Raw genomic sequence first — 12,534 nt, 5'->3', positions numbered from 1 at the left:
AAATTATTCGCACTTTGATAATTTTTTACTACGTTTTCGACATTCGCTAAATTTGAATACCGAGCTGAAATCGCCGTAAAATCATTTTGTTCTTTTGCCATTTCGAGTGCCTCGAAGAAATACTTTTTTGAAGCTACGTATGCTTTTGAATTAGTTTGGGATGCCTCAACTCTCAGAAAATTTATAATGCCTAAATTGGCCAAAGCAACCCCCAAACGATATTTATCGTTGAGTCGAATAGATAAATTCTTTGCTTCAAGAAAACTTTTTTCGGCTAAATCTAACTGCTTAAAGTGCATCTGAATATTGGCCAAGATAATTGTCGAAGCCAATTCTATTTGTGGAAGATTATACTGATTCGCCAGTTTTGAGGCATACAAAGCATTTTGGTTAGAAAGTTCGTAGTCCGACATTTCAAAATTTATTACAGCGATACTGTTATATTGAAGTGCCACAATTCTATTCAATTTTTTATTGTCAGTATTCAAATAATGCTGTTTGGCATATTCAATGGCTCGGTTATGGTACTTTAAAGCCTCCTTGAAATCACCCATTTTTCGATTGTAGGCACCTAAACTTGCATTAATGTAAGGCAAAAACTTTGTGTCGTTTAGATTGATAAATTCTTTGTTGAGACTCGTCAGTAGCTTTATTGCACTATCAGGCTGAGTGCGGAGTAAAGCAGTAGCACCAAAATACTGTAACCGCGTTTTTGATTGGGCATCGTTGTTTTTATTAGCAATTTCTAATGCAATCTTTGAGTATCTCTTCAAAGAATCGGCTTGCCCCGACAAATGAAAATCTTCACATTTTTCAATCGAGCTTCCGAGTTGCTGTGCTTTGGCCAAGCTGCTTATTGTCAATAAAATAAATAGTAAAAATCTGCTCATTTGAGGTCTGAATTGCTGCTTTTTTCCGAAAGTAGAAACCTTTTTTTGATATTTCCAAATCTCAATGTTTGGCTTTGAAATATCAAAATGTATAGCAAAACCGCCAGATAAATAATTACTACATTCCAACTGCCAGACCGTACCGTTTGATAAGTGTAAAATTTTTTTAATTTTTTTTCATTTCAACTTTGCTTCATCAAACAGATATCCAATGAAGCGAAAATTAGCCTATTTATTTATTCTTGTCCTCTGTGTTTGTGCCTGCACCGATTTTGGTGTCACGAACAATTTAAATTTTTCAAAATCAATAAAAAGAATACAAAAACCATGAAAAAAAACTTTTTACAAATCATTTTGTCGCTTTTTGCGGTATCATCATTTGCTCAATCAGTGAGCATTAATCCTAATAACTTACAGATTCCGAGTGTGTCTGCATTACCCGCTTGTGCTGCCGCTGATTATGGTAAAATTGTATTCTTGACCACCACCAACCGAGCCAATGTGTGTAGCGGTAGTGGTTGGATTGAGGTTGCAGCAGGCGGCGGAGGAGGTGGTTCGTTGACTTTACCTTATACAAGTACAGGCTCATTTTCAACACAGGGATTTCAAATAATCAATACTGGTGGTGGTGCAAACTCTGCCGCATTGCAAGGAACTACTGCTTCTTCTTTGACAGATGCTGCTGGGGTTTGGGGAAGTGCAAACACAACAACTCCAAATGGTGAAACAATAGCGGTTAGAGGGTCAAACTTTGCTACAAACAATAATGGTGTTGGTGTAAAAGGAACTCATGCGGGAAGTGGATATGGAGTTTATGGATATTCGTTAACAGGGACAGGTGTTTATGGTTTTACACAGGGAAATAGCTCAAGTGGCTATGGCGTATTTGGGCAGGCGGGTCAAGTCTCTGGTGTAGGTGTATATGGTAATGCTTTCGGCTCAAACGGAACGGCTGTATGGGGAAAAGCTGACAATGCAACCGCAACGGGTGGATATTTTCAAAATACGGCAGGAGGAAACGCACTTCAAACAAGTGGTAAACTTAGATTTCAAGGAAATGGAGCAGCAGCAAATAAAGTTTTAACCAGTTTAGATGCAACTGGGGTTGCTACTTGGGAACACCCTCAACGTAATGAAATCTTAAAATTAGGACCAGCAGCTTTTCATTCACATATTTCTACAAACGAATCTACAATGGGTAGTCAGGGAATTTCGATGACAACCGCAGCAGGGTCATTTCATGCCAACGTATCTTTGCCAAATGGAGCTTCAATCTCTGCTATTAAAGTATATTATATTGATAATGATGGTGTTTCTCCTGCAACAGGCTTAGGTCTGACAAGCTGGGCTTTACAGAAAATGACCAACTCTGGTGCTGGAAGTGTTTACTCAAATGTAAATGCGAACATATTTACAAATATATCAGCAAATGCAAATGTTTTATTTTCAGGTTTAAATTTTTCTGTTCCTGAGGTTGTAAATAATGCCACTACTCTTTACAGATTAGTAGTAACAATGCCAGCTTCACTCAATCTTATTTTGGTAGGTGCTGAAATTAGCTACACTTATGAAGTAACAAATTAAAATTTAATAACAAGTAATCAATTACAAAAACCATGAAAATCAAACTATTATCTATCCTAAGTTTATTCTTTTTGCTTAATTCTTGTACAAAAAAAGACGATGCCGAGGCTTTATTTTTCAGAGTAAAAGTTGATGGGAAACTCGTAGAAGCTACAGGAATCAATGCCTACGCTGTGCAAGACGATGATGAATACAATATTTATGGAGTGTTTACAAACAAAAGCTCGATGTATATTCAGTTAGCTAAAAATAAGGGAGTTGGAACGCATCAAATTACTGAAAATCCCAACTTTGCATTGTATGCCGATGAAACCGAAACAGGGCATCGCTCTGACCGAACCGGTGCAACTGGTGAAGTTACTATTACCGAAAAAACTGCCGAGATGGTCAAAGGCACTTTTAAGTGTACTGTGAAACAAGCCAATAATTCTACCAAAGTTTATACACTGACTGAAGGCGAGTTTTCTGTCAAGTTTAGATAAAATTTATCACACAAACCGAATTTTTTATGAATACCGTCAAGATTTACCATAAAAAATACATTGCTGCCAACGAGGTAGTTTTGTTGAAGGCAGAAGCTAATTATACCGTACTACATTTTGAGAATGGAAATAAAATCATTTTGGCTAAAACGCTCAAACGCTTGCATGAGTGTTTTTCAGAACATGGCTTTTTCAGAATTAGCAAAACCAACATGGTTAATCTCAAATTTATAGCTAAAACCAATGAAAACTATGCTGTTGTAAAAATGAAGAATGATTTGGAATTACACGTTTCTCGCCGACGAAGGCTCGATTTAAAGGATTTTATTTTTTCAAATACAAAATCGAAAATATTATCATGAACATAAGAAATCTAAGTATAATGCTTTGTTTTTGGGTCGTTTCACCAGCTTTCGCCCAGTTCGATAAACTGAAAGAAAAAGTAAAAAAAGAGCTACCCTCCAACGAAAGAGCTACTCCCATAAGAGAAACAAATGCTCGTGGTGGTGCACCCAATTCAACCGAAAAAGACCAGAAACGCAATGAGAGTTTTGATGCACATTATAAACAGAAGGATGATGCCAAAGCAAAATCTGGAGAACTTGACCGAAAAACTAAGTTGACAAGTCCTGAATTTGACCGAAAGGCTTACGAAGAACGTATTTATGCCACTTTTGAGCCTGATTTTTCGACAGCAAATTTCTCACCTGCTATTGCTTGGTTTGATTTACTGGATAATGAACGTTTTAGATTCGACATCACAAAAGGCGAGATTCGACTAATGTCACTTCATGTCTCGTTTCTACCATCTAAAACCAAAGATGGTAAAGATATAAATTATCGTCCGTCGCTTTCTACGAGCAAAGGATATGAAAACATGAAACCTCCCATCAGAGCCGATATTGTTGATGCAGCCACTGGCGAATTAAAAGGCCAGCAGTTTTTTAAAGCCGAAGATTATATTCCGCCATTCAAAAAGTTGATTTTGGTTGAAGAATACGGTGGTGATTTCTTCCCTTTTTATGCAAATGTGAAAGAAGGAAGCTTTGAAGTTCGCTTTTTTGTCGGGAAATCCCATTTTTATACATTTCCTTTTCAAGTTGAAAAAAAGACAAATCCGGATTCTTATGCACCTGTAAAAGATTTATATTTTTTGAAGGGTCCCTGGGAAGACTGGGCAAGAATCCAATTTGATGAGCGTAGTGGAGAAGTGCTACCAAGTGTTTATTTGACCGAACGGAATCTTGATATTAAAAGTGCAAGCAATTGGGATGACACAGTTCCGATGAAAGGACTTGTCAAAATTTCTCGTAACGGCTCATTGGTAGCAACATACGGTCAAACAATTAATTCGGGTGATTTTACACCCTCTAATGGAAAATGGACACGTTGCCAGTTTTGGACTTTCAAGGCTGGGAGTAATGACAAAGAGATGTTTACCAAAGCTGATTTAAAAGACGGGAATTATATCATGGAAATCAATGTCAAAAATCCAAAAACTGGCAAATCGACTATCGCAAAATATGGTTTTATGGTAAAAGGTGGAGTAATTCAGCCACATCCCAAAGCTGACAGAAACCAAAACAAAGACCCTCTAAGGGTGCTCGAACAAGGAAAAGAATTTTATTATATCAAGAAAATGTAGGCCATGAAATACGCTGAACTAAGCAAAAAGACCAAACTTACTATCATAGTTTATTCACTTTTGGCTTTAATGATTGGGGTCTTCGTTATTGGTTTTTATATACAAAAAGACAACGATAAAGAATTGCTCGAAAAAGGCGAACGAGCTGATGCCAGTGTAGTTGAACTATACGAACAAGTAACAGGAACGAGAAAAAGTAAAACGTATCGGTATTATATGGACGTAGCTTTTTTTACAGACGCCGAGAAAGTGAAAGTTTTGCCAAAATCTGATAATATCGTTGATAAAATTGCCGCTATTTCAGAAGAAGCTGTGGCCAATGCCAAATTGGGCGATTATCAATCAATGCGACTGAGTATCAGTCAGGTAAGTTATCAACGACACAAAAAAGGTGATAAAGTTACGGTGGTTTACATGAAAGAAGAACCAACCGAAGCAAAGCTTTTAGAAGAACTTCAATGATTGTATAGCAGTTTTTTGTAATGGGGTTTACGATAAGTAAAGTTTCAAATGCAAGATTAATCGTATAAAATAAGACCTTCTGGGTCTTATTTTTATTTCTACTTCCTTGAAGGTAAGGTAAATTAAGTGTTTTTAACTAAATTGCAACCCAATGAAATTTTTGTAAAACCAACCTCTTATTAAAGTGACTCTCGACGAAGTTAGAAAAGATATTGATAAAATTGACGACCAATTGCTCGTACTGCTCAATCAACGAATGAAACTCGTACATAAAATAGGAGAAATCAAGCGTTCGACAAAAGCAATCATCTACCGACCAGAGCGTGAAAAGCAAATTCTCGACCGCATGAATGCTCAAAACGATGGCCCGCTCAACAAAGAAGCCATCGAAGCTATTTATTTGGAGATTTTTGCGGCTGCTCGTAATATCGAATTGCCCGAAAGAGTTGCGTATCTTGGTCCAGAAGGAAGTTTCACGCATCAAGCTGCCGAGAGCCGTTTCGGTGCTATGAGCGAGTACATGACTTTGCCAACCATCAAATCGGTTTTTGAGGCAGTTGATACCGGCAGAGCTAAATTTGGTGTAATTCCGATCGAAAATAACCAAGAAGGTATCGTTTACGAAACAGTTGATTTACTCAATGAGATGAATGTAAATGTTGCGGCAGAATTGAAAATTCCTGTGCATTTTGCATTGGCAACAGAAGCCGAAAATCCTTCAAAAATCAAGCGTATTTATTCAAAGGATATTGCTTTTCGTCAATGTCGAGGATTTTTGAATAAATATTTTGAACAAACGCACCCCGAAGAAATTCAGGTAGAGTCAACTTCAAAAGCAGCAAAATTGGCAGCTGAAGACCCAGAAAGTGCAGCTATTTGTTCAGAAATTGCTGCGAAGCTATTTAGTTTACCGATTTTGTTCAATAATATCGAAGATAATAGCCAAAATCGCACTCGTTTTTACATTTTGGCCAAAAACTTTGTAAATGCCAAAAGCGAAAACGATAAAACAACCATCATAGCTCGTCTTCCGGATACCGATAAGCCAGGAATTTTGGCTGCTTTCTTGCAAGATTTCAAAAAAGCAGGTATCAACTTAACTAAAATAGAGAGCCGACCATATAAAGGCGACGAAGATTTTAACTTTTGGTTTTTTATCGAATTAGAGGGATTCTTTCAAGACGATAACGTCGAGAAGGTTTTCAAGAAATACAAAAACTCAATTAAGTGGTTGGGAAGTTATGTAAGAAACGCTTAGAGAGTTCTGACGGGGCCGCCCGTGCGGTTTTGAATTCTGAGTTAAGAATGACCTTTTTCAACGGTTTTAAGTTTATTGACCACTATGAGTAAAAAAAACTCAGAACCCAGAGTTCTAAACTCAGAATTAAATTACTGGTACAATTATTGTAGAAAGATGGGCAAAAGCTCATCTTTCTTGTTTTATTTCGATCTCAAAAAAAAAGATATAATTTGTAACCATCCAATAATTTTTGTTTACTGCTGGTACAGTCATTGCAACATAGTTTTCAAGATTTAATCGAAAGCATAAATTGACTGTGAAAATATTTTTAAGATTATTTCATGGAAAATAAGTACAAAGCAGTTTAACAAAAAACCACCTTTTGGGTGGCTTTTTTGTTTTATTTCTTTCGGAAAATGGCTGCGAGTGCAATGATGACCCACACCACATTTACTGCCACGGAAGGATAGGCGTGGTGGGCGTATGTATTGATGATAAAACATATGCCTCCTAGCAAATTAGCCCAAATATACCTAATATCTTTTGAGTCGAGTTTGCCTTGTATATTCAAAAAGTATGAACCTACAATTAGTAGTGAACCAATCCAGCCAATGATTTCTATAAATAGTGTCATTAATTTTTACGCATAGGAACGTCCAATCTGGACATTCATTTAAAATTATTTAAAATTTCCTTCGATTTTGCTTTATCGGCCAAAATTTGTGCTTTTAATTCATCTAAACCGTTAAATTTCTGCTCAGGTCTGATGTAGTCAACGATTTCGACAGTTACCGTTTCGCCGTAAATATCATCATCAAAATCAAAAATATTTACTTCTTGGGTGCGTCCAACACCATCAACGGTTGGCCGAGTACCGATGTTCATCATACCATTATGCCATTGATTCCGGAAGAAAGTTCTGACCGCATAAACACCGTTGGCAGGAATCAATTTATAAAATTGTGAAACTTGCACATTTGCCGTCGGAAAACCAATCGTTCGACCAAGTTGGCGGCCTTTTACTACAATTCCAGTGAAACTATATTTTCTACCCAACAATTCATTTGCCGAACTAACTTCACCACTCATTAACGACTGTCGAATTTTGGTTGAACTAATCGTCAGATTTTCAATTTCTTGCCGAGGAATTTCTTCAATTTCGATACCAAATAACTCAGAGTTCGCCTTCAAATAATCAAAGCCACCTTCACGGTTTCGTCCAAATCGGTGGTCATAGCCAATTACGAGTTTTTTTGTGCCGATTTGTTTTAAAAGTATCTCTTTAACGTATTCTTCGGCACTAAGTTCTGAAAATTCACGAGTAAACGGAATCACCAAAAGATGGTCAACTCCTTGGCTTTCAAGTAGTTCTATTTTTTCGTCAATTGTAGAAAGGAGTTTTAAATCCTGACTATCTTTTGAAACTACCACTCTCGGATGCGGCCAAAAAGTAAGCACAACCGATTCTCCGCCCGTTTTTTGAGCAGTTTCTCTTAAAATTTGAAGAATTTTCTGATGCCCCAAATGCACGCCATCAAAAGTACCACTCGTAACCACGGCATTTTTAAGAGCCTCAAAGTCCGCTAAATTATAATATACTTTCACTGCTGATTATTCAAATTTTCAAGTTTACTAAGTCTTTCGGGTACACTCTCCAAAAACTGCTCAATCGTGAGCGAGTTTTCAATCTTAAATTCTCCAATACGTGTTCTACGCAACGAACTCATATATGCACCCGAATCAAGTAATTTACCAAAATCTCTTACTAAACTTCTGATGTATGTTCCTTTCGAGCAAACAATTCTAAACGAAATTTCGGGAAAATTAGTCGTATCAACCTCAAATTCTTTTATTTCAACTTGTCTAGATTTTATGACAACTTCCTCACCTTTTCGAGCCGATTCGTAGGCTCTTTTTCCATTAATTTTTATTGCTGAATGGGCAGGAGGTATTTGTTCTATCACACCAGAAAGTTGACTAACCACTTGGTTAATAGCTTCTTGTGTAATATGATTGGTGGGGTATTCAGCATCAAATTCGGTTTCTAAATCAACCGAAGGAGTTGTTTTACCCAATTCTAAAGTACCTGTATATTCTTTTTCTTGTGCCTGAAAAGTATCGATTTGTTTGGTCATTTTTCCAGTACATAGAATCAATAATCCAGTTGCAAGTGGGTCTAGCGTACCTGCGTGACCTACTTTTTTATATTTCCCTGCCCAACGTACCTTGTTCACCACATCAAAAGATGTCCATTTCAAAGGTTTGTCAATCAGAATTACTTCATTTCTTTCGTCCATCAAAAACTAAAATTAAATATAAAATTACGAGAATTTACTGTCGTCAGTTGTCTTTCGACGGTGGACTAAATAACTCTCAAATCATAGCCAGCGGCCAAAAGTCCTAAAATAATTAAGCCAACTACAATGCGGTAGTAGCCAAAAACTTTAAAGCCATATTTTTGTAAATAGCTAATAAAAAATTTGATCGCAGCCATTGCCACAATGAAGGCTACAATATTGCCGACGGCTAATAATTGTAATTCATTGGCAGAAAACGTTAGTGTACCTGCCTTGAATGCCTTCAAAAGTTTATAGCCCGAAGCAGCAAACATAGTAGGAACTGCTAAAAAGAATGAAAATTCGGCCGACTCTTTGCGTGAAAGCCCTTGAAACATTCCTCCAATAATGCTCGCCGCCGAACGCGAAACTCCTGGAATCATGGCAATACACTGAAAAAGACCAATTTTTATTGCATCTCCGTAAGTTATATCTTCTTTGGTAGCTTTTTTCTCAAAATATTTGTCAATAAAAACCAATATAATTCCTCCTAAAACCAACATAATTGCTACAACTGCTACGCTTTCGAGTAATTGATCAATGAAATCGTTCAATATAAAACCAATAATGGCCGCTGGAATAAAAGCTGCTAATAGTTTTTTGTAAAATTCAAAAGATTGAAAGAAACGTTTCCAATATAAAACTACTACTGAAAGAATCGCACCGAATTGAATGTTTACTTCAAAAACTTTTGTAAAATCAAGTTCGCTGATACCCATCAATGATGAGCCAATAATCATGTGTCCTGTTGAGCTGATTGGCAAATATTCAGTGATGCCTTCGATGATAGCAAGGATAATTGCTTCAATAAAATTCATGGATTGTTAAAATATTAAAGAGGGTAAAAAAATACGAAAACTGATAGTTTTTAGTTCATTGTTTTGGTTGGTAAACTTAGACAATGTAACTTTTTGACTATCAGTTTTTTATGAAATTTATTTTCGATGAAGTTTTATTTCTTCTTGAAAATTGTGTAAAACTGAAAAATAAAACCAATGAAGGCAATAGCCGGCCCGAGGGTTATTCCTAAAAATCCGAAACCAAACTCTTCTTTATCGAGAGTCATGATAAAGAAACCTGCAAAAAGAAGTACGATACCCACAATCATTAAGGTGTAGTTACTTTTGCCAAATGGAAGAGCTTCTTGATTTCCTGTTTGTTCGGTTGGAGTGTTGTTTGTTGTATTTTTCATTGTATAAATTTGTCTGAGTTAATCTGTTCAAGTGATTGATAAAAATTGTAAATACTTTAATTACTGTGGACTGTTGCCTATCGACCGTTGACTAATCAATATAAATCCTCTAAATCTGTTCGTAAATAACGGTACATTGACTGAAACGTACTTAAAACACCGATCAAAATACCCAATAAAATAACAAAACCGCAAAGAATAGAGAGTTTGGTGAAGTTTTGTAGAATACCTAGGTTTTCAATTTCACGAATCGCAATTTGTTCAATCACAATGAGTAGGGTTGAAGCCGCAACTCCCGAAATGAGCCCTTGCAGGATTCCTCTTATGATAAATGGTTTTTGAATAAACCAGTCAGTTGCACCAACCAATTGCATACTTCTGATTATAAACCTTTGCGAATATAGTGCTAGTCTGATGGTATTATTGATAAGTAAAACAATGGCTATCAACAATAAAACCACAATCGAAGCAATAATCAGATAGGCTTTATTGGCATTTTTGTTGATGCTATCCACAAAATCTTTGGCATAATCGGCTTCAAAAATACCGGGAACGCTCTCCAAATCAGCTTTGATTTTTGCCAACTCTTCTTCTTTGAAGTATTCTTCTTTTAGTTTTAAGCTAAATGCATCTCGATAGGGATTTTCTCCCAAAATCGTACGGAAGTCTTCGTTTGTTTCTTTCAAAACCTTCTCGGCGGTGCTTTCTTTCGAGATAAATTTTATTTGCGGAACATTATCTGAATAAGCAACATAATTTTTCTGTGCAATCAGATTTCTAACCGAGTCTTTTTGAATTTGGGTAAGAGACTTATCTAAATATACCTGAACTTCAATATTTTGCTTGATATACAACACCAATTGCTTGGAAGTTAGGGCTATCCATCCACTAAATGCTACCAAAAATAAAGCTGCTGTTAGGCTTAGAATGATGAGCATACTTGGATAACTACCTAATTTTCTATTTTTTTTCTGCATATTTATTGATTCAATGATAAATCCTCTGCAAAGATAAAGGATGTTGTATAAAATACGCAGAATTTAATGATTTTTAACAGAAGAATAGTAATTTAAACTGCTTCGCTTTTCCATCGAGCAATTCTTTCTGGCATGTTTTGCTCTATGATATTTTTTACAACCTCAGTTATCTCCTCAACTGTAGCATCGGGCGAAAAATATATTGGCTCTTTAAACTTAACCTTTAATTCAGTATTACGTTTTTTGTAATTAAGACCAGACTTATTAAATGCACGGCGGAAACCGTCAATTACTACTGGTACTACAATCGGATTATTATCTTTAATGATGTGGGCAGTTCCTTTGCGAATGGGAGCGTAAGGGCTGGTTGTTCCTTGCGGAAAGCTTACAACCCAACCAAATTTTAAGCCTTTGGCCACATTATCACTTGCTGAAGTATCGAGCGTTCGTTTTACGTTTTCGCCTTTAGCTCTCCATGAGCGTTCGACCAAGATAGCACCTGCCAAACTAAAAATCTTCGGAATGAACCCTTCCTTCATGGTTTCGCTGGCTGCCACATAGAAAGTTCTTGCACGTGGGGCAAACAAGGCAATCGGCAAAACTCTATTACGAAAACCCCATTTGACAGAGCAAAAAATATGATAAAATGCAATTACATCGGCAAAATAAGTTTGGTGATTGGATATAAAATATACGTTCTGATGAGGTAGCTTTTCTAGATATTCTGCACCTTCAACTTTTAGTTGATTTGCAACTGCCAAACGCCAATATGTTGGGATACCTGCAATTAAAATAATTATACGTTTGAGTATTAGCCAATTACCAAAGGGGTCGCGTTCAAAAATGCCAAATAGATCTACGTATGACACATATCTGAAAAATGGATTTGGGTCATTGTTAGGGATTGGGAGAAAATTTTTAATTATTCTAATCATTCTCAAAACTAATTGCTAATTATATATGGTTTAGGTGTTTTATAATTGAAAGTTAATAAATATATGGCATTATTCAAAAATCATCAACGAAAAAGATTTAGAAATAGCTCTTTTACAAAAGAAAAGCGTTGGTTTTCTAAACAAAAACCAACGCTTTTAATATTTTTAGATACAGAATGATTAGTTACGCTTACTAATTTCGTCACGTATTTTTGCTGCTTTCTCGTATTCTTCTTCTGCCAATGCCTGCGAAAGCATTTTGTTTAGTTCTTCCAAACTTAGGTCTTTCAAGGCATCTTTTTGCGACTTTTGCGGACGAGTAGTTGCTGGCTCAACTAATTCTTCGGTTTCGTCGGCTTGTTCTGCTTCGTGAGTTGTGATACCCGCATCGCTTAAAATCTGCTCAGTAGTATAAATCGGCACTTGAAAACGCAATCCAATAGCAATTGCATCGGATGGACGAGCGTCAATTGTTTTCTGACGTATGCCATCAGTACAGACAATTTTTGCAAAGAAAATACCTTCTCTGAGGTCAGAGATAATAATTTCTTCAACCGTAAAATCGAATGCACGAGCAAAAGATTTGAATAAGTCGTGAGTCATTGGTCGATTGGGCGTAATGTGTTCCATCTCAATAGCAATTGCTTGAGCTTCAAACATACCAATAATAATCGGCAAACGGCGGCTTCCACCTTCTTCCGATAAAACCAATGCAAATGAGCCAGTCTGAGATTGACTTGGCGATAGTCCTAATATTTCGAGTTTTATTTTTTCCACGGTGCAAATATAAA

The 12,534-nt window shown here is 36.4% G+C and carries 15 protein-coding genes; 6 read left to right on the top strand and 9 right to left on the bottom strand.

What is annotated here, in order from left to right:
• Positions 1-890, bottom strand: an 890-nt coding sequence (locus ACOVO2_RS08680; protein ID WP_421769578.1) for a hypothetical protein, incomplete at its 3' end; no start/stop codon positions are given.
• A gap of 327 nt (positions 891-1,217) precedes the next feature.
• Here ACOVO2_RS08680 and ACOVO2_RS08675 point away from each other — a divergent pair.
• The 6 genes from ACOVO2_RS08675 (at position 1,218) to pheA (ending at position 6,321) form a co-directional block, all read left to right on the top strand.
• Positions 1,218-2,474 (top strand): hypothetical protein, encoded by a 1,257-nt coding sequence (locus ACOVO2_RS08675; protein WP_421769577.1) that lies wholly within the window; start codon positions 1,218-1,220, stop codon positions 2,472-2,474.
• Positions 2,475-2,506: 32 nt separating this feature from the next.
• Positions 2,507-2,956, top strand: a complete 450-nt coding sequence (locus ACOVO2_RS08670; protein ID WP_421769576.1) for a DUF6252 family protein — start codon at positions 2,507-2,509, stop codon at positions 2,954-2,956.
• Between the two features lie 26 nt (positions 2,957-2,982).
• Positions 2,983-3,318: a LytTR family transcriptional regulator DNA-binding domain-containing protein gene (locus ACOVO2_RS08665; RefSeq protein ID WP_421769575.1), complete on the top strand. Its 336-nt coding sequence runs from the start codon at positions 2,983-2,985 to the stop codon at positions 3,316-3,318.
• Positions 3,315-4,601 carry a hypothetical protein gene (locus ACOVO2_RS08660; RefSeq protein WP_421769574.1) on the top strand — a complete coding sequence of 429 codons (1,287 nt, stop codon included), beginning with the start codon at positions 3,315-3,317 and terminating at the stop codon, positions 4,599-4,601. The genes ACOVO2_RS08665 and ACOVO2_RS08660 overlap by 4 nt, the downstream gene beginning before the upstream one ends.
• Before the next feature lie 3 nt (positions 4,602-4,604).
• Positions 4,605-5,063, top strand: coding sequence for a hypothetical protein (locus ACOVO2_RS08655; RefSeq protein ID WP_421769573.1), 459 nt, complete (start codon positions 4,605-4,607; stop codon positions 5,061-5,063).
• 184 nt (positions 5,064-5,247) lie between these two features.
• On the top strand, positions 5,248-6,321 hold the full coding sequence (pheA, locus tag ACOVO2_RS08650; RefSeq protein ID WP_421769572.1) for a prephenate dehydratase: 1,074 nt from the start codon (positions 5,248-5,250) through the stop codon (positions 6,319-6,321).
• Positions 6,322-6,703: 382 nt separating this feature from the next.
• Here the strand turns inward: pheA and ACOVO2_RS08645 are convergent, their stop codons facing one another.
• From ACOVO2_RS08645 to ACOVO2_RS08610, 8 genes are all read right to left on the bottom strand, one after another.
• A complete protein-coding gene (locus tag ACOVO2_RS08645; protein WP_421769571.1) occupies positions 6,704-6,937 on the bottom strand; it encodes a CBU_0592 family membrane protein in 234 nt (77 codons plus the stop codon).
• A 35-nt stretch (positions 6,938-6,972) separates the two neighbouring features.
• The gene (locus ACOVO2_RS08640; RefSeq protein WP_421769570.1) at positions 6,973-7,908 is read right to left on the bottom strand and encodes a bifunctional riboflavin kinase/FAD synthetase; all 936 of its coding nucleotides are present in this window, start codon (positions 7,906-7,908) and stop codon (positions 6,973-6,975) included.
• Positions 7,905-8,600 carry a tRNA pseudouridine(55) synthase TruB gene (truB, locus tag ACOVO2_RS08635; protein ID WP_421769569.1) on the bottom strand — a complete coding sequence of 232 codons (696 nt, stop codon included), beginning with the start codon at positions 8,598-8,600 and terminating at the stop codon, positions 7,905-7,907. Before truB ends, ACOVO2_RS08640 begins: the two co-directional genes overlap by 4 nt.
• A gap of 65 nt (positions 8,601-8,665) precedes the next feature.
• On the bottom strand, positions 8,666-9,457 hold the full coding sequence (locus ACOVO2_RS08630; protein WP_421769568.1) for an undecaprenyl-diphosphate phosphatase: 792 nt from the start codon (positions 9,455-9,457) through the stop codon (positions 8,666-8,668).
• A gap of 134 nt (positions 9,458-9,591) precedes the next feature.
• Positions 9,592-9,831, bottom strand: coding sequence for a DUF3098 domain-containing protein (locus ACOVO2_RS08625; RefSeq protein ID WP_421769567.1), 240 nt, complete (start codon positions 9,829-9,831; stop codon positions 9,592-9,594).
• Positions 9,832-9,926: 95 nt separating this feature from the next.
• Positions 9,927-10,808: a cell division protein FtsX gene (locus ACOVO2_RS08620; protein WP_421769566.1), complete on the bottom strand. Its 882-nt coding sequence runs from the start codon at positions 10,806-10,808 to the stop codon at positions 9,927-9,929.
• A 92-nt stretch (positions 10,809-10,900) separates the two neighbouring features.
• Complete coding sequence (locus ACOVO2_RS08615) at positions 10,901-11,743, bottom strand: lysophospholipid acyltransferase family protein (protein WP_421769565.1); 843 nt, start codon at positions 11,741-11,743, stop codon at positions 10,901-10,903.
• A gap of 180 nt (positions 11,744-11,923) precedes the next feature.
• Positions 11,924-12,520: a bifunctional nuclease domain-containing protein gene (locus ACOVO2_RS08610; protein WP_421769605.1), complete on the bottom strand. Its 597-nt coding sequence runs from the start codon at positions 12,518-12,520 to the stop codon at positions 11,924-11,926.
• Positions 12,521-12,534: the final 14 nt, after the last annotated feature.

Origin of the sequence: Emticicia sp., assembly GCF_049241225.1 — a bacterium.
GTDB lineage: Bacteria > Bacteroidota > Bacteroidia > Cytophagales > Spirosomataceae > Emticicia.
Note: the sequence above shows the minus strand (reverse complement) of the source record. Positions and strands in the feature narration are given on the sequence as shown.